Genomic DNA, 20,150 nt, shown 5'->3' on the forward strand with positions numbered 1-20,150 from the left:
CTCATTGCGGACAGCATAACCAACGAGACTATGCAGCTGCATTAAACATCAAGCGGCAGGGCATAGTGCAGTTAAAGGCGGCTGGGCATACCGTCTTGCGGCAATAGCCGCAACTCATGGAGACACTATAATTCCTTACGAATGTAAGGTTGGAGTCGATGAAGTGAGAAGCCTCGTCCGAAAGGACGGGGAGATGTCACGATCCTCAAGATCCCCGTATGTCACAGGAACTCCTTTTGAGAAATGTTTTTCCCTTATCGTATCGGCAATAGAATCGTCCTTACCCATATCCTCTAAAGCATTTTGAAGCTGAGTCTCCAGTACCTTATTAGCTATTTTGTTTTGGAGAGCTATTACTTCCTTTGTCACTTTGTCCATACTTTTTTCAATTCCCGTAATCATTCCAATAGTGCTTCATTCTCTAGAGCAAAATGCAGAGCGATTATCTATTTAATGGCTTGCTTACTTTTTTCAATGTACTCATTTTTGAATTTCACAACATCCGCTATAACTAGTTTCTTTACTGCTTTAATAAACGCCTCCATGTAATTCCAATCAGGTTCTTTATTATCATTGAGAGGAATAGAAATCTTTTCGTTTTCTAGTGCATCTTGAGAGAAAGAAGAACCTCCCCAGGAGTAAAGAGAAAAAGATTTTTGTAACGTAGCAACAAGAAATAATCCAGTTTCTTCATTCAGTTCTTGCTCTTTTGCTTTAAAGACTTTAATTTTGTCTCCGGTAAAAAATTCCTTATCTTGATAATAAGCAGTGGCAGTATCTTGTCCAAAAGAGATTGTTCTTGCTTCATTTAGATACACTGGATTTTGATCTATGTAGCCTCGAATGCCGTTGGCCGAAGACCCTCTGGCTACATAGGGGAAACTGCCTCCAAACTTAACAGAATTGGCATTAAATTTTTTCTTTGATTGTTCCACCAGAAAAAGTTCGTTAACTTTGAAGGAAGAATAGTTCGGAGGGTTTTTTAAAATCTGTAACTCATCATCCGATAGTTCGTAATCATTTAGTCCAGCAACTTTCAAATAAGTATCGAGTTCTCGAATGTAATCTTCCTCGAGTTCTCGAATGTAATCTTCCTCGAGTTCTCGAATGTAATCTTCCATGAATTGGAGATCCAACTGATCTTTATCGTTAACCGGAAGATTTATTGAGTCCTTCTCCATTCTCTTCAAATGCCATTTAAAACCGTATCCATAGCTTTTCCCTAGTTTTCTAAGGGCCGTAATAATATACAAAGCAATTCGATGAGTTAGCTCAAAGTTGGGATAAAGAACATTGATGTCATCTGAGGCCCAATAAGACAGTGGCTGATAAAAAGCCTCCCCAACACTTCCGTTATAAGAAACTGAAATTGTGTTACCTGAGTGAAGATTTGTATTGTTTCCTACAGTTCCCGTTTTGCCATTATTTTGAGCGGAAGCACCAATAAAAGGTATTGATCCTTTAATCATTTGTGCTTTGGTCAAACGAGTACCTTTTTTTAAAGTAAAAATATCTGAGATTAAGAAATCACCAAATCTACCCCCGTTTTTCTTGAAGTTATTTTCAAGCTCTAACAAACGGGGGTTCGTTATTTTCCCAAGGAAGAATCTCCTCTTTGGATGATTTCCGATACTTTCCAAGACAAATAATCTTTGACAGCTTGCTTGAAGTCTTCCAACGAAGGTTTGTTATCTATCTTGACATGTTGAGAAAAAGTCCAATCGTTGCCGGCTAAAGAAATAGTATCTTTAATGAGTTTCCCGTTGGCTTCAGTATAGTAGTCCGTAGAAGTTTTTCTGTTTAAAACTCGAGCAACTAGCTCAACATAGCGGCCTTTAGCATCATCTGTATCTCGGAGATTAACGTCTTGACCAGATTTCTTTCGGTTCATTCTGGTATACCCATCCTCCGTGAAATCTATAAAAGTTACTAGATTGTCTGCATTGTGAGGTTTACCCGCTTCAAAAAGGTAAATGGCAGTTTGGACTGATGCCTTACCGGAAAAGAGATCTAGGGGCATCTTAATACTTGCGATTAGTGAACTTTTCTCTAATATTTTTGCCGGATAAATTCCACCATTACCTGCGCCAGCATTCTCCTGAATCAAAACACATGCAAAACCTTTTTGCATTTTTGAAAGAGCTTTTTCTACGAAGTTGAATCCTTTCCCATCTGCTGAGTATGGCGGATTAAGAAGAAAAACAGTAGCAGGAAAGTCTATTGTCGTTGTCAAACTGTCGGAATGTTGAAGATTAGAAGAACCGTCACCTACCAATACCATATTCATCACAGCCAACATGAAAATAGTATCTAGAATTTCGATCCCGCAAATTTGTTCGGATTTAATTTTTTTTATCTTTTCTTTCAGGAGCTCCTGATCTGAAATCGAATCTTTTGCATCCTGGAGCATAATTTCCAGTGCCGAAACTAAGAAACCTGCTGAACCCATTGCAGAGTCTAGGACAAATGAATCTTTATTGGTCTGAGCCAACCGAGCCATCAGGTTTGTCACATATCTCGGCGTAAGTACAACATCATTCAACTTGTCCGTACTAATATTTGCCCACTCGCTGAGTTTGTTAAAAATCTTCCCGGTAAAGTCCAGATGCAGCCTAGAATTGAAATAGGGAATTACGTCGGACAAAACTTGTGCAAATAAAGTCTTAAATTTGCTTTCTCCATTAACCGGCTTATACAATTTTTCGTTACTAAATATATTGCCCAGTAAGTTGAGAATAATTTGTCGTTTTTCGTCGGGCGTTCCTCTATCTTTCAAAAACTCTTCTATGCGGGTGTACAGGGTCAGTCCGTCGTTATTTCTTGCCGATTTATTTCCCTTCAAATCGGCAGGAGTTAAGTTCGCCACGTCCTTAATAGGGAGAGCTGCCATAATCAAACCGCAGAACAGATAAAGTTTTTGATCGGTATTTAGAAGAGGTTTAAGAACTACATCGTCATAAAGGCTCTGGTGAATTTTTTGAATACTTTTCTCTAAACTCGACTCGGCTTCTTTTTTTAATTTTTCTAACTCTTCTTCCGATAAATTCACCTTATCTAACAGATCAACAAGGTGCTCCAAATTGGTTTCCTTAAACAAAGAAAAATCCGTTACGTCATCCAATAATTTTGGATACAACTCATTATTGCGAGAGAGATAAAAGGCTTGAAACTCTGTTTCTAGAGAACCGTCCGGTTTTTTATACCCGTTCAATCCAACTGCAATTACCTCTTCGTAATCAGAGTGCTGAAGAACCACCTTAGCGTAATGCACAGCTCCGTTGACTGCATAGCCAGTTACCGCCGCAGTAGACTGATCAATATTTTTAGATTTATCAAGTTTGATAAGCTTGTTTTTTAAACCCTTAACCTCAATCATCACAGGGATGGGTCTTTGATTTTGTGTCTCCAGAAAAACCTTGATATCTGGAAAGTTTCCTCCGTCTTTATTAGCCTTTGATGGGCCTTTTTTTAATGCATTATCAATAGAAGGGTTAATGGGTTCAGTCTTAGTAAAGTACTTAACCTTTAATTTTTTTAATTCTTCCTTGAAGATATCTTCTACTTGTTCTTCTACACTTTTTGCCATAATTATTTCCAGTTTTTTTAAATCTTCCACTCATAGCCGGACGGCTTTTTCTTTGCGTACTTATACAAAGTACTTTGCGCAACTCCCAGCTGCTTTGCTACTTTTCCCATAGGCAGCCCATTCTCAACCAGAACTTTTGCGCTTTTCAAAATTTCCGAATCTATAGGTTTTCGTCCTTTAAAAGCTCCTCTTTCCTTTGCCTTTGCAATTCCCTCTTTTTGTCTTTCGAGAATAAGAGAACGTTCAAATTGTGCAACGGCTCCCAGCAGATGAAGCAGCAGCACCGACATAGGATTCTTTTCCTTGTCTGGGCTGAATTCAATAGACTCTTTCTTAAACTTTACGGTCACTCCTCTTTTATTGAAAGTTTCAACCAGAGTAAGAAGATCTTGTAAGTTGCGTGCGAGTCGGTCCATACTATGGACATAAACAATATCACCGGCAGAAACCTTTTCTAGAAGACAATGCAGTTGAGGCCGATCAGTATTCTTTCCGGACGCCTTATCAATGAAGGTCTGATCTAAGGCGATTCCATCCAATTGCCGGGCAGTATTTTGATCAACTGAACTTACCCGGATGTAACCCAAATTTGCCAAAGCTTTACCTTTCTAGTTCGATTAATGGTCTAGGGAAATCTTTTCTTTGTTGAGGCGTATAGAGTTCCTTCAAGTTATTTTCAAAGAACTTAAACATACCGTTAGCATCACCAGTTTCATAGAATTTCCCAAGTTCTTTATGAAATAGTTCGGCTTCACGATTTAAGACGGTTATGGGAAAATAACCATCTTTCATTAAGCAGCCGTTCATCATCAAAGAGGCCGTTCTTTTATTGGCATCGTAGAAGGGTTGAGTTCTTGCCATGAACAAAAAAGTTGCAATAGCTCTTTCCGCAGGAGATTTAATTTCCTTTGTCAGATAATTAAACCCTCCCTCTAAAATCTGGGATAGATTTTCTGTCGGCGGTACATATTTAATGTTATGGAGAGATACTGCTTTATTTCTGATTACTCCCCATTCAAGCGCATCTTCCTTCGCAACAAAAGAATGTATGAGACAAGCAGATTTAATACTTAAAGAAAATTCATCGTTAAACAGTTGCAAAATTAAATTTTTACAGCCGTCTCCGTAATTTTTCACTTGCATTAAGTCAAAAATACTTATACCTCCAACAGATTGGCCTTCGAGAATTGTAGCTGTCTGTGGCAGAGTCGTTGGGTTGTTTTCAAGACTTCTCATGCAATTCCAAGTAATTTCAACCAGATTCTTCTTGAATATTGCACAAGCCTTTTTTTTATCTCCAATGTACGGCAGATCTAGATCAAATGAGCCTGTATTCCAAAACATACCGTTAAGTTCTTTTTGCATTCCTATATATCCGCCGGTAAAGAGGCTTGTTTTTCTATTTAGACTCTTTAAGTTAATCAGAATTTTTCCATTTTTAATGATTATAGACTCTAAATAGAAGAATTCTCCCGGTGATATTTTTCTAAATGAAGTGTACTTAAAAAGAATCAAAGCTCTTCTCTTCGTAACTTATTCCGGCAGCCAAACTTTCAGAGAATCTTAAAAATCTTCACCTTCAAAAATAAAAATTACCTAAATTTTTTTAAAGAAAATGGTGACATTTTGGTGACATTGAATAATCTTTATTCGTAACCTTTTGATTTTATTATAGTTTGTATTACCACCCCTTCCGCCAGAATCTAATCCCAATTAGCTTCTCAATTGCCTCATAAGGTCTTAAAAAGCCTTAAAAATCATACAGTTTTTGACATTCAATTTTTTTAATTTTTTTCTCAATAAGAGTCATATGACTCAGCGTATTTTCATTAAATCGTGGACGAAATGGTGTGAAAAATGGTGTGAAAAATTTTGATGACCGTATCTTGCACACCATACTTTGAAGGAACTAATATGAGTCTTAACACTGCTTTGAAAATCTAGAAAAGTCTTCGAGTATGTAAATTACTAAAACCTTCTTAAACCAAATCAAAAACTTGAGGCTTCCATCGGTTTGCTGTAAGATATAAACAAAAAATCGGAGCAAGTACTGTCGCCCGCGAATAAAATAACGCGGAATCTTTCGAGGGTGGTAATAGTGCAGTCTCTCCGATTTTTCTTTTCTTCGCATTCGTTAGAAAAAAGCTGCATTTGAGGCAGTCGTTACTCACGATACCTTTTCTATCATCAAGACCATTCGGCATAGGAGGAAGATTTTCTTCTGTCTTTACTCCTGCGGCTTTGGTTCTGGATCGGAGCTGAGATACGTACTCTCCTATCAGCTCTTTCCTGTAAGGGGACTCCCCCAGAGTATTGATTCTTACCTTATCTTGCTCCGTTAAATATGCATAACTTTGTGCAAAGGACGGAAAACTCAGGACACTTGCCCCTGTCAAGAACAGCACCCAGGCAGTTTTGGATTTTCTAATGCTCAAAAACATGAGATTCAGGTATTTTTGTTTGTATATCTCTTCATTATGAAAAAGACCTGACAGCTCTCATGCAAAGTTCTCTATCCAAAAATACCCTCTATCTTCTCCTATTTTCGGAATTGAACAACGAAACGTCTTTTTAGTTAATCTAGGTTTACTTTTATCCTCTGGAAGAATTGGAGCAAGAAAGGATTTTAAGGGGACCTTTTTCTTCTTTCAGACGCTTCTTTTCCTTCGGCGAAAATGACTATTTTTTAAAGATCCGCCGTACAAACTCGCGAAATCCATTCTGTGTTTAATTCACTCAAAGCCAGTGAGCACCGCAAGCTTTATTTCGAAGCACATAATGAATGCGAACAACATTATTTTTTTGTCAATCGTGAAATATAGGCTGAACAAATAACAATGTCGAACTCGGAGTCCTAAAGAATGAGAATTCTGATGGAGATGGACGATGGCACTTTTTTGTGGCCACATAAACATACAGCCACTTTCTTCTAACCAAAAAGCCCGCTTCTTACAGCGGGCGAAAACTATTGAAAAGCAAAACTAAAACAAAGACTTCTTGGAGGTAATGGTTGTACGGATTCTGCCATCCATCGAAGTGATGGAGGTATTAATTGTTGTACTTCTTCTTTCCGAAGTAGGAATTTCTGAGAGGGCTGCGACTTGAGAGATTGCATGGTTGACTTCGGTATCGTGAAGAATACCTGACTGTTTTGCAGATTCAAGAGTAGCAGCAACCTCAATTCTTTTTTGCATGGCGAATTTAGCCAATTCTAATTTTGAGCTCTCTGGCAAGTCTGCAACAAGAGAGCCAACTATGTTTTGTAAAGTTAATTCATTGCTCATTTGTTATCGCTTAGAAGGAAGAAAGGATTAAAAATAGAAGAACGATTCCAATTACGTAATACCAGAAATGCGAAGGTTCGTCACGATATATTCTAAATGTAAGGCTTCCGTTACTAAATTTCAATGTAGTCCGAAATTCTCCATATTTATCAGGGTCGTTATAGAAGGCCACCATTTGGTTGAGAATGCCAGGGATGCGGGTTTTAAGTTGCTCATCCAGCTGGTTCTTTTTTTCTGCTTCAACAATGCTGAGAATTGCCTGTGTTGCTGTGGCTTCGTTATCGTAAAGCCAAACAAGGGTTCTTTTAAAATCCGAGGGGAGCTCTGGCATACGTGCTGTTTGAGGCCTTAAAAACTGGGCTATTTTATTTTGAGCTGTTTGAAGTTGTGGCTCTAACGGTTCCTTTACCAGAAAACTAATATCCTCCTGACCATAGGAGAGATACATTGAGGAAATATATGGCTTGGCAATTAACTCAACTAGCTTTATCTTTTGACTTGTTTCTAGATATTTCGGAGCAATCCTAATGAGCCTTTCTTTAGTCTTGGTTGCAGGAACCACCGAACCGTTTTTCCAATAGAGATGGGTCTCGTTAGCGTATCTTTCGGTATCAGGACCAAAATATCTACCTAATTCAGCAGTGTATTGATACCATTTATAAGAAGGTAAATTAAAAACTGCATCAAGGACGAACCGTTGGGCGTCTCTAGGTAATCTGTAGAAAACGTTATCATTCATATAAAAACAGTTGTTACATTTTGTAATAATCCTATCCCCTGGAAATTTCGGAGGTCAATAAGTGAAACCTTGGTGTCACAAAAACCCGCCGTACAAAACCTTACAATGCTCTAACAGTCTCAAGCAGTTTTGGCTAAAAACCTCGCATAAACGTTTTCCCTTAATACCTACACGTTTTATATATCTGACAACTAAAAACTAAACTGTATGGAAAATAAGCACTTATATACAAAAGGTAGATAAATGCCGGAGAAGAACCATCAATTCCTGAGCTTTTTTCACACGACTCTCCCCTAGCGATATTTTTGTTCGGCGAGACGCTTCGGCGTACTCAAAAAATCATTGAGGGCAAGGAATTTAAGTTCGGAGAGTTTGTTTTTGAGCTTATCTCCAGTCTTTTTGTCGGCATTATTTTTTACCTTCTTGCAAGGGGTTTAGGAGCGCTGACTTCATTGGCGTTGGAATTTCCGCGACCATATCTCACTTTGGAACAAAAGCCTTGTCAAGTCGGAATGATTTCCCTGTTTAGAAAGGATTAAGACTCATTCTGTAGGTACTTTATGCCATAAGGCAAAGGTTGGAACGACTTTCCTATTTTGATGGACGTGTACGTGGGTTCAAATTTGTGGCCAGTGAGCCCCAAAGAGATCTTCAAGTGCATCGTTCACTAAAAATCGGCTGGTAAACCCGCAAAGATCGGCAGGACGCCCACCCTTCTTCTCTGTCTCTCTATCTTGCTAAATCTTCTTTCCTAGAAGGAATTGAGTAATCGTTTTTTAAGAGTGAAAAAACTCAGACTTAATGTGGTTAGATGCCGGAAGAAGAGTGATCTCCATGCCAGAAAAGACTACCTTGTGGATCGGCTGCCGGAAAAAGTGGAATGCCAGTCGGAAAATAGTGGATTTTGCAAAAGTGCCATCAACCCTCTCCATCAGAATTCTTACATACAAGCTCTTCTTTTCCAACTTTACCTCCTTAGACCATGATGTAATCGTCCCATTTGGCATATTCCAAAGTGGCTTTTTTGACGGCTTTTGGCTCGACTACCCACAAATGTAAGATCGGAATGAATAAAGTAAGAAGCCTCGGACGGGAGTTCATCTCTCAAGGAACAGCAAAAAAATATCCCAGTCACTACCAGACGCAGAATGAGGCGCCTTTAATCACGGTTCACAACCTTCGGAAACGGCGGAATTAGGTAACTCAAGAATGCCGAATTACCTTGGGTGCGTCGCCCGAATTTTTTTGGATTTCCTGGCCGGTTTTAGTGAGCGTTGTCGAGCCTCATTTCCTTTTTAGTGTTGCGCAACACGCAACATATAAGTATAATGAATACATTTAATAAGTATATGCGACAATGATTAAAAGCTGGTTCCACAAAGGACTCCAAAAATTCTTTGAAACAGGCTCGAAAGCTGGTATTCAAGCTGCCCATGCAGAGAAACTATCGGAACGCCTATTCTTGTTGAACCGAATAAAAGACGTGCAAGAAATGAACTTACCTTCGTACCGTCTCCACCAGCTCAAGGGGGATAGGAGCGACATCTGGTCTGTAAGAGTCTCCGGCAACTGGCGCCTTACCTTTCAATTTATTGACGGCGATGCTTATGTAATTAATTACGAGGATTATCATTGATGACTACTATGTTCAATCCACCACATCCGGGAAAAATCGTAGCCGAACAACTTGAATTCCTGAATGTCAGTATCCGTGAATTTGCCCGTAACATTGGCGTTGCTCCCAGTTCTGTTTCCAGAATTATCAAGGGGAAGTCCCCTATCACTGCAACAATGGCCGTTCGTTTTTCCTCCGCTCTACCGGGCCCAACACCTGAAACTTGGCTCGCAATGCAGTCAGAGTACGACGCGTGGCAGGCTCGGCAAATTGTAAACACTTCTCTTATCAAGAAATACGAACCTCTTAACCAGCACGCCTAGTCCTCTCCCAGAGAATCCCATGTTTTCTCTTCCGACTTTTATCTTTTATTGCTTTACATCGACTATCACGCCAGGACCAAACAATTTAATGTCAATGTCATGGGGAATGAGAGTTGGATTCTTTAAAGCGCTGCCGTTCAATTTAGGAGTTATTACCGGCTTTTTTGCAGTAATGCTTCTTTGCTGTATTGGATGCGCTGCTTTAAACAGCCTAATCCCGGAAATCATGGGCCCCATGAAAATTTTGGGAACCCTTTATCTGGTTTGGCTGGCATGGAAGATCTTGAAAGCAGTTTATAGTCTTAAGCCATTTGAAATAGATAAGAAAAAAGCCTTTATCTCCGGATTCTGCCTTCAGTTTGTCAACGTAAAAATTATGGTCTACGGCATCGTTTCAATGCAGACCTTTATTCTTCCGCATTTCACGGATCCATGGATATTGGCAGGATTTTCTTTCTTCTTAGCCGCAATGGGTTCAGGCTGCAATTTAATCTGGTCAGCCTTCGGATCCGCCTTTGCTCACCTCTTCTCTCAATACACACGTCCGGTGAATGCGGTCCTGGCTCTTTCTTTGCTTTTTTGTGCAGGTTCTCTTTGGATTTAAGGGAAAAACTAAGATCTCGTAAAACCTCTCCGTCCTTTCGGACGGAGGTTTTTCTGTGAGAGAGTTGCCTCTAGGATCATTCGTCCTTCAGAAGACGTCCGGCAACCTTATTGAAGCCGCCGTCAATGTAAACGGTCTCAGCTGTAATGCCAAAAGATTTTTCCGACAGAAGGAATGCGGCTAAATTACCAACTTCTTCTGTGCTAACTAAGCTTCTTAACAGGCTCAAATCCTTAGCCAGTTTCATCAAAAGTCCGAAATCTTTAATGCCGCTGGCTGCTAGAGTTTTAATCGGTCCGCAAGAAATACTGTTGGCCCGGATGCCTCTTTCTCCAAGATCGGCAGCAATGTAACGGGTAACGGATTCCAGCGCAGACTTGCAGATAGCCATCGTGTTGTAGTTCGGCACAATCTTCTCAGCACCGAGATAGCTCATTGTGATAATAGAAGCTCTCTCTCTAAGAAGCGGACTAAATGCTTTTGCTAAAGCCGCATAGGAATAAACTGAAACATTCATAGCCTGAAGAAAACCTTCTCTGGAAATGCCTTCCAAAAAACTGCCTTCAATGCATTCCCGAGGCGCCCAAGCAATAGAATGAACAAATCCGTCAAAGCCTCCAGACCATTTTTCTTTAAGAGCAGAAGCAGCTGCGTCAATGGAATCATCGGAAGTCACATCCATCTTGATGACATCACCTGCACTGAAATCATTGGCAAAACCTTGAACTCTGTCCTTAAATCTCTCATTGTTGTAAGTAAGCGTCAGTTGTGCACCCTCTTCAAAACAAACCTTGGCTATCCCATAGGAAATAGAACGTTGAGAAGAGATGCCAGTAATAAGTATTCTTTTGCCTTCAAGTAATTTCATAATGCAATTCAAATAATTTAGCCTAGGCTGAACGTTGCCTAGGCGGAATTCTACCAATAGAAAAGACCGAGGTATCGAAATAGCTCGGTCCAAATACAATAACTTTCGAATTAGCCTTCTTTGACTATCTTCTTAATGTCCCACAACCGTTTAAAGGCTTCCGGCATATCGCTCTTAATCAGATCTTTTTGGAAAGAGTGAAGTTTGCGGTACAGGGAAGTCATTTCCTTTCTCGGTGCATATTCTTTATCAACGACTAAAACCTTCCGTAAATTAGGAATGATGTCTTTGAAATCACCTACCGCATAGGCAGCAAAGAGACAGTTGGTCACCACAGCCCCGCCCTTATTCTTGTAACGGACGACTTCGCTGTCCAACATGTCTGATTTGATCTGATTCCATAGAGAGTCTCGGCTGCCGCCCTCAGTTACCGTGATTCGGTTCAAATCCACGCCGGCCTTTCTATAGATATCGGTGATCTCCATGTAGTCATAGCCAATGGATTCAAGGACGGAGCGCCACATTACCGCCTGATCATCATCAAGGGTCAAGCCCAAGAAGCAGCTGCTCTTCTTTTGCGTCTCATCCTGGCCGCCTGTCAGATATGGAAGGAAAAGAACACCGTTGCTGCCTGCCGGCACTTTTTCAGCTCTGGCACTAAGATCTGTGTAGTAAAGAGCATCGTCAGCTTTATGGCATACAGAGTCTTTGAACCATCTCAAAGCTAACCCGCCGGTTCTAATGAAGCCCCAGTAAAAATAAGTGTTAGGAAGAGAACCGCTGTTAAAGATGAGATTGTTCCCTTTTTTGCTTAGCTCAGGCACGATGCCGGTGGTCGAAACACAGAACATAGCGCAGGTGCCCGCAACGTCTACGCCTTTTCCCGGCTCGAAATTACCGCATCCAATCATGGACTGCATAGTATCGCCGGCTCCTGCACAAATCTTTGTCCCTTCACGAAGACCTGTGTATTCGGCAATTTCTTTTGTTAAGCCTCCGACAATATCCCACGGCTTGAGAATTCTTGGCATATAGCGCTTATCAATACCTAAGATAGCCAGCTGTTCATCTGACCACTCTTTTTCCATGACCTTGTAGCCAAGGCCCCAACCGGACATTGCTCCCCAGTCGATAAAGGCGTCTTTACCTTTTAATCCGGCCAAATTCATAAGGATATACGGGCAGTTATGAACGAACTTAACACCTTGTTCTTGGAATTTTGTACTGTGCTTGAGAAGCCATCGTGCAAACATAGCCGGGAACATACATGAAGCAACCGGGTTCCCAGTCTCTCTGCCCCAAATGGAAAGATCCTTTTTATTAATGTACTCCACGTCATCCTGAGTACGGCTGTCGAGATAGTTAATATAAGGAGTGATAGCCTTCCCTTCGGCATTTACACCGGCGATACCGCAGATAACGCCGTCGCCCATAATCGAAACAATATCTTTGGGATCTCGGCCGATTTCTTTTAAATCCTCTGCGCAGCGCTTAATGCATTTAAGAGTGACTCCCAAGAAATCATCCAAATCCATCTCTACCCAACCGGGGTTAGGATATCGGAAACTGGTCGGAAGACTTTGTGAGGTAAGACACTCTAATTTTTCGTCATAGACAGAAACTTTGACGCTCTGTGTACCGGCATCAAAACCGAGATATAGATTTCCCATAAGATTGCTCCGTTTTCTTTCTATTATATAGCCGAGCCTTTTGTCTACAGCCTCAGGACATACAAGGCAACGGCTAAGGACAATCACTCATTGTGCTGCTATTCTTCGTATGGAATCGGATCTTTTACCCCGTTTTCTTCAAATGCTTTCAAACGATCAAGACAAGTTCCGCATTTTCCACAGGCTTTTTCATGTCCTTCGTAACAGGACCAAGTAAGCTCAAAAGGAACCTTCAGCCTTAATCCTTCTTTGATAACACGCGCTTTATTGAACTTCACCAAAGGAGCAGCAAGCTTAACCAATCCGTAGGTTCCAATGGAAATGGCTTGATCCATCGCTTGGGTAAATTCCGAAGAACAATCGGCATAGGCTTGGCCGGCTGCATCATCTGCATGAGCACCAATCCAAATTTCACAATCTTCTTCCGGGTAAATTGACTGGGCTAAAGCAGCGGCCGAAGAAAGCATCAAACCGTTCCTAAAAGGGATATAAGTCGAAACCTTACCTTCCCCTTTTTCCGCAATTTGATCGGCATAGCTCTTATGTTCGATTTCTTGAGTGCTGTTTTTCAAAAGAGAACAGTCACTATATTTGAAAATGTTTTCAAGGTTGAGAACAAAATGCTTTAGCGAATAAAAATCGGCAATCTTCTGAGCACTGATAAGTTCTTTATCGTGCTTTTGCCCGTATTCAAAAGAAACCGTTGCTACATTTTCTCTGCCAAGTTTTTCAACGGCAAGTGCGACACAAACTGTACTATCTGCTCCGCCGCTGGAAAGGACTAGCGCTTTCATCTTTGCTCCTCATACCGTAATTGGGCTGATTTTAGTCCTTCTTCCGGCTGCAGCTTACTTTCCAAACAAGGAAGCAAAAAATCCTTTCTTCGAATACGGTTCAGAATGACCGCTAAGGAAGCTGTAGCCGGTCTTCTCAATTTCAGCCTTTATTCGTCTCATATCCGGCTCACTCTGGCTGATGATCTTGATCTCGGCTTTTTTATAAGACGCATTGATCTTGGCATCCGGACAAATATTTCTAATCACATCTTTCAAATGCGATTCGCACATGGGACAGGCCATGCCTTCAACTTTAAGTGTCGTTTCTATCATGATTAATTGAGAATAATTATCATGCTCAATTATAAAAATTTGCCTTTCGTTTTTCAACAATTCAGTAACTATTAAGTTATCATTTGCATAATCACACCGCATAAGCATTGATGTGAAGACCTTTAGTTTTCTATTAGTTTGAATGAATAGCAAATGATTCCGTTTCGTATGTTTATCTCTTATCCCCTCTGCTACGCTTTTGAGAGGACGGTAATACGATCTCAAACTTTTGAGAAAACCTGGTCAAATATGCGTCCGCACCTGGAAAAAGGCATTGAGCTTATTGCTCAGGAAGCCCACCCTGAAGGACGCTCTCTCGTTCGTAAATACGTTTACCAAGAACCGGCTGTCCGCAGAGTCGTTAATGACTGCCTGCGGGAAATCTTTTCAACCGATATCATGTGCATGGTCTCTCAGATCCAGAACAATCATCGGAAAATAGCCGCTCGTAAAAAAGAAATTATCGAATGGGAGAAAGATCTTATTGGCAGTCCCAAACGGTCTTGGAATCCTTTGAACGCTTCCGTTCCTCAGCTCAAAGAAAAGATCGAGCGCAATAAAGTAAAAAATGCTGCTGACGAGAAACAAAATCAGGCTTTAATTGATTCTTCCTTGGAGAAATTAAAAGCAAGAGGCGTAAAACTTAATAAAGCCCAACTTGAGGGGTTGATAAATACGGCTGACGGAGAAGATGTGGCTGCGATTATGGCTACGGCTGACTCCATTCGCTTAATTTTCCAAAAAATGGATTCTCAATTAAAGTCCGAGGGGGCGACACCCGAGCTTTCAAAGAGCTATGCCGGCTTCTATATGATGTGCTGCCGTCTTTATATTGAAGCCATCGACCGAGCACTACTTAAAATTGAAAAGTTTTACTTGCCCCGTGTCTGTGGCATAGAGAAAAATGCGGCTAAACAGATTCGCTCAGCAGAATCTAAACTGGGCCACTCCAGAATTACTCAAGAGCAAAAGGACATTTTGAATAAGAATTGCCTCATTAATGAACAAATTATTGAGGTTGCAAAGTTCTATACAAAGCACTTGAATACAAGGGCTAAAGATTTGCTCGAACTCAAAGAAAAAGCCGAATTAAATTACGATATTTCTTTGAATACTTTCTTCACAATGAAGGCAGGAGCCGACCTTTCTCTACTGATGAAAAACTCGGAACAAGATTTAACGAGAATCTTTGAATTTGAGATGCCAAGTCCGGCCGCTCTTTACGATGTAGGCTTCGGTGAACAGTTCACCGCAGTTACCAGGCAGCTTCAACAAGACTAGTCTGCTTTCTCTGGATTAAGAGACACACAGAGAATTTGGCCCGAGCTTCGTTTCTCGGGCCGATTAGTTTTTGTCTAACAGAGAGTGATTTCTTTCCAGATATCTTCAGCTCTTAACTTCTTACCGCCTTTCCGATCTTGGTACTCAGTATGAAGAAGTTCGTGAGCCAGATGAGAATTCGGCTCTCCCAAATACTCTTTGTACAGCTCTTTAATCATCGGGTTGTTATGAGACTGTCTTAAAGAATGTTCCTCATCGATGGTCGTCAGAACTTTAGTACGTTCCAAGTTAAACGGATGGTAGTCTCCGGCCTCTCTCGGCGTTCCTCCGCCATTGATGCAGCCGCCGGGGCAAGACATTACTTCAATAAAATCAAAAGGACTCTTTCCGCTGAGAACTTCATCCGCAATATAGTCTGCGTTAGCCAAGCCATGAACCACGCCGATTCTTAACGGAGATTTACCCTCACCCAGGTCAATGGTCAACTCCTGTTCCACATGAGGATGCTCGCTCGTTTTGAACTGAATAGAATTCACATTTTTACCGGTCAATACGTAATAAACGGTTCTTGCCGCTGCTTCAGCCACTCCCGCAGTTTTACCGAAAATTACAGCCGCTCCGCTTCCTTTGCTCATAAACGGAGTATCAAAATCCTGGCCTTCCAGTTTTCTAAGATCAATGCCTTTTCCTTTCAAAAGTTTGGCAAATTCTCTAACGGTTAAAACCAAATCAACATCGGGAACTGCGTCTTTGGCTAGTGCTTGTCTCGCCGCTTCATCCTTCTTGGCCGTACAGGGCATAATGGAAATAGAACGGATTTTCTCTTTTGGAATACCTGTTTTTTCCGGTAGCCAACTCTTGATTAAAGAACCCATTACCGCCTGCGGAGAACGGGTAGTTGAAATATGAGGAATCAGCTCGGGCTTATGCAGTTCAACAAAGTTAATCCACGCAGGACAGCAGGAGGTAAACATTGGGAGAACAGCATTTTTATCATTAAGGCGATTCAGCAGTTCCGTACCTTCTTCCATAATAACCACATCGGCGGAGAAATTAGTATCCAGAACACAATCAGCTCCGGCTTTTTTCAAGGCTTCTACGATTTTTCTCTCAACGTTCACACCGGCTGAAAATCCAAACTCTTCTCCCAAAGTAGCTCTCACGGCCGGAGCAAATTGAAATACGGTATAAATTCCCGGATCCGTCAAATAATCATTGGCAACATCCACTTGGTCACGAGCCTGGAGTGCTCCGGTTGGACATACGACCGTACATTGACCGCATCGAACACAGTTATCCGATAACGCCCAAGGTTTCCCTTCTCTTAACCCGGCAGCTCGGTCCCTGCCGGCGCCTTTCATGGTCAATACATAGAGACCTTGAACTTTACCGCAGACTTCAACGCATCTTTCACAGCGAATGCATTTGTTTGGATCCAGCCAAATCGCCCGGTCGGAATAATCTTCTTCCTTCGCTACCTTGTAGGAGCCTGGAGCAATGCTCTTCTTCAAGTCCAATTTCTCTGCCAAATCCAAGAGTTCACACTTCCCATGTCTATCGCATCCCATGCAATTCATATCATGATCTGCAAATAAAAGGGCCAACTGCTTTCTTTGCGCCTGACGTACTTCAGGAGAATCAGTGCGAATTTCCATTCCGTCTTCTAAGCCGGTCTTGCAGCTTGTCGACAGCACTTCTCTTCCGTCAGGATATTTAATTTTTACGATGCATAAACCGCAGGAACCGGGAGTACTTTCCAATGTCGGATAAGCACAAAGAGTCGGAACAAAAAATCCAAGTTTTCTTACCGCTTCTAATACTGTAAGCTTTTCTGTAAAGGTAAAAGGAACCCCATTAATCAATGCTTTCATTATCTTTCCCTTCGTTTACTTAGCGGTTTTTCCAATTGGATTGGCTGTTTCAACCAAAAGTACCCTGTAGCAGCGCATGCATCTTTCGGCTTCTTCTTTTGCCTGATCGTCGGTAAGGCCCAACTCAACTTCTTCAAAATTATCCGTTCTGTTTAAAGGCTCCAATTCCGGAATTACTGTGCGGGAAGTGGAAATTACCGGCTTGCATTCAGCAGCATCTTCAAATAGACCTGCTGACTTAATCATGTCGCTCACTCTTTGTCTCTTATCAAAGGAGAATTTTTCGCCTTCCAGATACTCTTGAATTCGCTGAGCTGCTTTTTCTCCCTGTGCCATAGCTTCAATAAGTGAACGTGGGCCAACTGCACAGTCGCCGCCTGCAAATACTCCCTTCCTTGAAGTTTCTAAATTCTCATTGACGGCAATAATGGAATCTCGTTTACCTAATTCAAGCTTATCTGCGTCGACAAATAATTCTTTTTCGAGTTTTTGCCCGATAGCGGCAATAACTTTTGAACAAGGAATAACAAACTCAGAGCCTTCAATTTCAGTCAGCTTTGATTTTCTGGAATTCGGATCGCCCTCAACCTTCAGTTTGCAGCAAAGTAAACCTGTCACCTTGCCGTCTTCTATAACCAACTGCTTTTGCGCTGTCAGCCAATGAAAAGAAACGCCTTCTTGATGAGCTTCATGAAGTTCGACAGGATCGGCCGGAGATAGTTGTTCCGTTCTTCTGTATACGACAGAGACTTTGCCCGAGCTGATTCTGACTGCCGTTCTGCAGCAGTCCATAGCTACGTTTCCGCAGCCGACAATTACAGTGTCTCCCTCATAATGAAGAGGTCTTCCTTTAGAAACTGATTTTTCGACTTGACGCAGAAACTCTATTCCGTCGGTATAGCCGACGATTTTCTCTTCGTCTTCAGGAAAACCGAGTTTCGTACCCTTAGCACATCCAACACCGAGAAATACTGCTTTATATCCGTCGCTGAATAAATCATCTATCGAAAAATCTTTTCCAAACTCTCTTTCGAAAAGAACACGTCCTCCGAGATTTTCGATAACTTTACTTGTTTCGCTGGAGAGCAAATCCTTAGGAAGGCGATATTGCGGAATACCTGTTAAGGCCATTCCGCCTGCCCTATCTTTGCTTTCAATAATATCAACCGGATAACCGGCAAGAAGCAAGTGGTAAGCACAGGTAATTCCTGCTCCACCCGCACCAATAACCGCTACTTTAGGTTTATTTTGCGGGGCGCGCCTTGGTTTGAAAAGATGATCTACGGACTCACCGAGAGAATCTGCTGCATAGCGCTTCAGATTTTTAATATCAACGGGGCCCTCAAGCTTTCTTCTTCGGCATGCAGACTCACAGAAATGAACACATACACGTCCGCACGATCCAACTAGCGGATAGTTTCTTAAAAGAACCCCGGTGGCTAAATCCGATCTGGACTCCTTAATGTAGTCAATATATCTGGGAATATTAACCTTCGCAGGGCATGCTTCGATACAAGGCGCCGTAACAACGGAATACTGATCTGCTGATGTGTAGGGCACGTTCTTTTTTAGGTCTTCAGGGAAAAATTTTAGAGCTCCGAGGAGAGAAACCGGAACGGTCTGACCTACTCCGCAGAAGCTGCTTTCAGCCATTAGTGTGCAAACCTCTTCGATGACCTTCCAGTCTTTCTCTGAGAGACTATGTTTATCTTCAGAGGCCTTCTTTAATAAGTCATAAACGAGTGCGGTTCCGTTTCTGCAAGGAGTACACTTGCCGCAGGAATTCTCGGAGGCCTTTTCCCAGTAATCTCTTAGAACCTTAATCAAGGAGACTTCAGGGTTGAAAATAATGAAGCCTCTATGGGAAACAAACGCATCTACAGGATTAGAGCCGTCAAAAAATTCGAGCTCCTCAATATTAAGGGTCGCCGGCAGCTCTTCTAAACTCGCATTTCGTAAATCAAATGGCTCGCCGTCCCAAAAACCGTAACATGTCTTCATAACTTAGCCGATGAGGATGTGTTTTCAAATTATTTCTAAATATTACTATCCTTTACTATCCTTCTACTGACTCTTTCTTATAAGTTGAAAGTTGATTTTACTATGTGAAAAAAGTTAGGGATTTTTCTGACCAATGTTTCTACTTATTTTGAAAACATTCGGTCGCAAACGACATATTCCATCCTCTAAAGGATCTCGGAGCCCAATATGCACATAATCAGATTCAAATTCTGTTTTGGGCAATAGAATTATTAGAAAAGGAGAATTTTATGAAAGTCGGCGTTGCATTAGGGAGCGGATCTGCCAGAGGTTTTGCACATATCGGTATATTGGAATACTTGCAGGAAAGAGGTGTACACGTCGATGTTGTTGCAGGAACTTCCATCGGTGCTATTGTCGGGGCTTCTTACGCATGCGGCAACCTAGACAGACTCAAGGCTCAAGCTTTAAATATTAACCGTTTGAACTGGACGGCATTTTTCAATCCAAGTTTTTCTTTCGACGGTTGGATTAACTTAAAACATATGCAAATGTTTTTGGTCAAATCCGGCATTCCTAGAAAAATGAACATTGAAGATTTAAAAATGCCCTTTGGGACGGTTACCTGTGATTTGAATACAGGTAAAGAGCTATGGGTGACGGAAGGTCCGGTTTTTGATGCGGTTTGGCCTTCCATGGCAATGCCCGGAGTTTTCCAGCCCGTATTAAATAAAGAAAACCGTTGGTGTATCGACGGAGGAATTGTCAATCCTGTTCCAGTTTCTTTGTGCCGTGCTTTGGGCGCGGATGTGGTCATCGCCGTTAACCTAAACAGCGATTTGCTCACAAAAAATAGAAATCCTCGAGCTGAACAAAAGAAAAAACCAAGTGAGATTTACAAATTAGTGCAAAAGGCAAAGAAGCTAATCCCTGCAAAATATCAAAAAGAAACCCTCCAAAACGATATGCCTGAACCGCCGGATTTCTTCGAAACGATAGCTTCCTCCATCAATATTGCTCAGGACAGAATAACTAAAACACGTTTAGCCGGAGATCCTCCGGAGGTAACGCTGCAGCCGAAACTTTCCAGAATCGGTTTGTTGGAGACTTACAGGGCGGAAGAAGCCATCGCCGAGGGAAGACGGTGCTGCGAACTAGCCTTTCCGCAAATTAGAGATGCCTTAGATCTGGTGCAAGTTGAGGAAGGAGAAAAGTAGTTC

The 20,150-nt window shown here is 41.6% G+C and carries 19 protein-coding genes; 5 read left to right on the plus strand and 14 right to left on the minus strand.

Translation table 11 applies throughout. The annotated features are described in order from the left end of the window. Window positions 1-135: 135 nt before the first annotated feature. The 8 genes from ACYQ4O_RS11555 to ACYQ4O_RS11590 all read right to left on the minus strand — a co-directional run bounded on the left by ACYQ4O_RS11555 (window position 136) and on the right by ACYQ4O_RS11590 (window position 8,710). Window positions 136-402 carry a hypothetical protein gene (locus tag ACYQ4O_RS11555; RefSeq protein ID WP_460175696.1) on the minus strand — a complete coding sequence of 89 codons (267 nt, stop codon included), beginning with the start codon at window positions 400-402 and terminating at the stop codon, window positions 136-138. A 44-nt stretch (window positions 403-446) separates the two neighbouring features. Continuing rightward, the gene (locus ACYQ4O_RS11560; protein WP_460175697.1) at window positions 447-1,640 is read right to left on the minus strand and encodes a restriction endonuclease subunit S; all 1,194 of its coding nucleotides are present in this window, start codon (window positions 1,638-1,640) and stop codon (window positions 447-449) included. Continuing rightward, window positions 1,589-3,586 (minus strand): HsdM family class I SAM-dependent methyltransferase, encoded by a 1,998-nt coding sequence (locus tag ACYQ4O_RS11565; protein WP_308514292.1) that lies wholly within the window; start codon window positions 3,584-3,586, stop codon window positions 1,589-1,591. The genes ACYQ4O_RS11560 and ACYQ4O_RS11565 overlap by 52 nt, the downstream gene beginning before the upstream one ends. Before the next feature lie 17 nt (window positions 3,587-3,603). Continuing rightward, window positions 3,604-4,182 carry a recombinase family protein gene (locus ACYQ4O_RS11570; RefSeq protein WP_308514293.1) on the minus strand — a complete coding sequence of 193 codons (579 nt, stop codon included), beginning with the start codon at window positions 4,180-4,182 and terminating at the stop codon, window positions 3,604-3,606. Window positions 4,183-4,186: 4 nt separating this feature from the next. Continuing rightward, on the minus strand, window positions 4,187-5,101 hold the full coding sequence (locus tag ACYQ4O_RS11575) for a Fic family protein (RefSeq protein WP_460175698.1): 915 nt from the start codon (window positions 5,099-5,101) through the stop codon (window positions 4,187-4,189). Window positions 5,102-6,567: 1,466 nt separating this feature from the next. Beyond that, window positions 6,568-6,870: a hypothetical protein gene (locus ACYQ4O_RS11580; protein ID WP_308514295.1), complete on the minus strand. Its 303-nt coding sequence runs from the start codon at window positions 6,868-6,870 to the stop codon at window positions 6,568-6,570. A 10-nt stretch (window positions 6,871-6,880) separates the two neighbouring features. Continuing rightward, the gene (locus ACYQ4O_RS11585) at window positions 6,881-7,609 is read right to left on the minus strand and encodes a hypothetical protein (protein WP_460175699.1); all 729 of its coding nucleotides are present in this window, start codon (window positions 7,607-7,609) and stop codon (window positions 6,881-6,883) included. A gap of 975 nt (window positions 7,610-8,584) precedes the next feature. Next, complete coding sequence (locus tag ACYQ4O_RS11590) at window positions 8,585-8,710, minus strand: hypothetical protein (protein ID WP_460175700.1); 126 nt, start codon at window positions 8,708-8,710, stop codon at window positions 8,585-8,587. Between the two features lie 256 nt (window positions 8,711-8,966). Between ACYQ4O_RS11590 and ACYQ4O_RS11595 the strand changes: the two genes are divergently transcribed. From ACYQ4O_RS11595 to ACYQ4O_RS11605, 3 genes are read left to right on the plus strand one after another with little or no spacing between them, the layout of a single operon-like run. Continuing rightward, the gene (locus tag ACYQ4O_RS11595; protein WP_308514297.1) at window positions 8,967-9,245 is read left to right on the plus strand and encodes a type II toxin-antitoxin system RelE/ParE family toxin; all 279 of its coding nucleotides are present in this window, start codon (window positions 8,967-8,969) and stop codon (window positions 9,243-9,245) included. After that, window positions 9,245-9,547, plus strand: coding sequence for a HigA family addiction module antitoxin (locus tag ACYQ4O_RS11600; protein ID WP_308514298.1), 303 nt, complete (start codon window positions 9,245-9,247; stop codon window positions 9,545-9,547). The genes ACYQ4O_RS11595 and ACYQ4O_RS11600 overlap by 1 nt, the downstream gene beginning before the upstream one ends. A 19-nt stretch (window positions 9,548-9,566) precedes the next feature. After that, window positions 9,567-10,151 (plus strand): LysE family transporter, encoded by a 585-nt coding sequence (locus ACYQ4O_RS11605; protein ID WP_308514299.1) that lies wholly within the window; start codon window positions 9,567-9,569, stop codon window positions 10,149-10,151. Between the two features lie 76 nt (window positions 10,152-10,227). On the opposite strand, the gene ACYQ4O_RS11610 is transcribed toward ACYQ4O_RS11605, so the two are convergent. The 4 genes from ACYQ4O_RS11610 to ACYQ4O_RS11625 form a co-directional block, all read right to left on the minus strand. Next, window positions 10,228-11,019 (minus strand): enoyl-ACP reductase FabI, encoded by a 792-nt coding sequence (locus ACYQ4O_RS11610; protein WP_308514300.1) that lies wholly within the window; start codon window positions 11,017-11,019, stop codon window positions 10,228-10,230. A gap of 110 nt (window positions 11,020-11,129) precedes the next feature. After that, complete coding sequence (locus tag ACYQ4O_RS11615) at window positions 11,130-12,689, minus strand: FGGY-family carbohydrate kinase (protein ID WP_460175701.1); 1,560 nt, start codon at window positions 12,687-12,689, stop codon at window positions 11,130-11,132. A 98-nt stretch (window positions 12,690-12,787) separates the two neighbouring features. Beyond that, window positions 12,788-13,483 (minus strand): 7-cyano-7-deazaguanine synthase QueC, encoded by a 696-nt coding sequence (gene queC, locus ACYQ4O_RS11620; RefSeq protein ID WP_460175702.1) that lies wholly within the window; start codon window positions 13,481-13,483, stop codon window positions 12,788-12,790. Window positions 13,484-13,537: 54 nt separating this feature from the next. Next, window positions 13,538-13,798: a heavy-metal-associated domain-containing protein gene (locus ACYQ4O_RS11625; protein WP_460175703.1), complete on the minus strand. Its 261-nt coding sequence runs from the start codon at window positions 13,796-13,798 to the stop codon at window positions 13,538-13,540. A 168-nt stretch (window positions 13,799-13,966) separates the two neighbouring features. Here ACYQ4O_RS11625 and ACYQ4O_RS11630 point away from each other — a divergent pair, with 168 nt between their 5' ends. Beyond that, complete coding sequence (locus tag ACYQ4O_RS11630) at window positions 13,967-15,079, plus strand: hypothetical protein (RefSeq protein ID WP_460175704.1); 1,113 nt, start codon at window positions 13,967-13,969, stop codon at window positions 15,077-15,079. A gap of 74 nt (window positions 15,080-15,153) precedes the next feature. Here ACYQ4O_RS11630 and ACYQ4O_RS11635 read toward each other — a convergent pair whose 3' ends face one another. Next, the gene (locus ACYQ4O_RS11635) at window positions 15,154-16,950 is read right to left on the minus strand and encodes a [FeFe] hydrogenase, group A (protein ID WP_308514305.1); all 1,797 of its coding nucleotides are present in this window, start codon (window positions 16,948-16,950) and stop codon (window positions 15,154-15,156) included. Between the two features lie 15 nt (window positions 16,951-16,965). Beyond that, a complete protein-coding gene (locus ACYQ4O_RS11640) occupies window positions 16,966-18,951 on the minus strand; it encodes an FAD-dependent oxidoreductase (RefSeq protein WP_460175705.1) in 1,986 nt (661 codons plus the stop codon). Window positions 18,952-19,220: 269 nt separating this feature from the next. Between ACYQ4O_RS11640 and ACYQ4O_RS11645 the strand changes: the two genes are divergently transcribed. Further along, window positions 19,221-20,147, plus strand: coding sequence for a patatin-like phospholipase family protein (locus ACYQ4O_RS11645; protein ID WP_066592551.1), 927 nt, complete (start codon window positions 19,221-19,223; stop codon window positions 20,145-20,147). Window positions 20,148-20,150 lie beyond the last annotated feature (3 nt).

The organism is Turicimonas sp. TL08 (assembly GCF_054660695.1).

Excerpts from the sequence above, each read along its gene's own strand:
- ACYQ4O_RS11585 (WP_460175699.1), bottom strand. The coding sequence starts at position 7,609 with ATGAATGATAACGTTTTCTACAGATTACCTAGAGACGCCCAACGGTTC.
- ACYQ4O_RS11565 (WP_308514292.1), bottom strand. The coding sequence starts at position 3,586 with ATGGCAAAAAGTGTAGAAGAACAAGTAGAAGATATCTTCAAGGAAGAA.
- ACYQ4O_RS11600 (WP_308514298.1), top strand. The coding sequence starts at position 9,245 with ATGACTACTATGTTCAATCCACCACATCCGGGAAAAATCGTAGCCGAA.
- queC (WP_460175702.1), bottom strand. The coding sequence starts at position 13,483 with ATGAAAGCGCTAGTCCTTTCCAGCGGCGGAGCAGATAGTACAGTTTGT.
- ACYQ4O_RS11615 (WP_460175701.1), bottom strand. The coding sequence starts at position 12,689 with ATGGGAAATCTATATCTCGGTTTTGATGCCGGTACACAGAGCGTCAAA.
- ACYQ4O_RS11555 (WP_460175696.1), bottom strand. The coding sequence starts at position 402 with ATGATTACGGGAATTGAAAAAAGTATGGACAAAGTGACAAAGGAAGTA.
- ACYQ4O_RS11590 (WP_460175700.1), bottom strand. The coding sequence starts at position 8,710 with ATGAACTCCCGTCCGAGGCTTCTTACTTTATTCATTCCGATCTTACAT.
- ACYQ4O_RS11595 (WP_308514297.1), top strand. The coding sequence starts at position 8,967 with ATGATTAAAAGCTGGTTCCACAAAGGACTCCAAAAATTCTTTGAAACA.
- ACYQ4O_RS11625 (WP_460175703.1), bottom strand. The coding sequence starts at position 13,798 with ATGATAGAAACGACACTTAAAGTTGAAGGCATGGCCTGTCCCATGTGC.
- ACYQ4O_RS11580 (WP_308514295.1), bottom strand. The coding sequence starts at position 6,870 with ATGAGCAATGAATTAACTTTACAAAACATAGTTGGCTCTCTTGTTGCA.
- ACYQ4O_RS11610 (WP_308514300.1), bottom strand. The coding sequence starts at position 11,019 with ATGAAATTACTTGAAGGCAAAAGAATACTTATTACTGGCATCTCTTCT.
- ACYQ4O_RS11605 (WP_308514299.1), top strand. The coding sequence starts at position 9,567 with ATGTTTTCTCTTCCGACTTTTATCTTTTATTGCTTTACATCGACTATC.
- ACYQ4O_RS11630 (WP_460175704.1), top strand. The coding sequence starts at position 13,967 with ATGTTTATCTCTTATCCCCTCTGCTACGCTTTTGAGAGGACGGTAATA.
- ACYQ4O_RS11635 (WP_308514305.1), bottom strand. The coding sequence starts at position 16,950 with ATGAAAGCATTGATTAATGGGGTTCCTTTTACCTTTACAGAAAAGCTT.
- ACYQ4O_RS11645 (WP_066592551.1), top strand. The coding sequence starts at position 19,221 with ATGAAAGTCGGCGTTGCATTAGGGAGCGGATCTGCCAGAGGTTTTGCA.
- ACYQ4O_RS11640 (WP_460175705.1), bottom strand. The coding sequence starts at position 18,951 with ATGAAGACATGTTACGGTTTTTGGGACGGCGAGCCATTTGATTTACGA.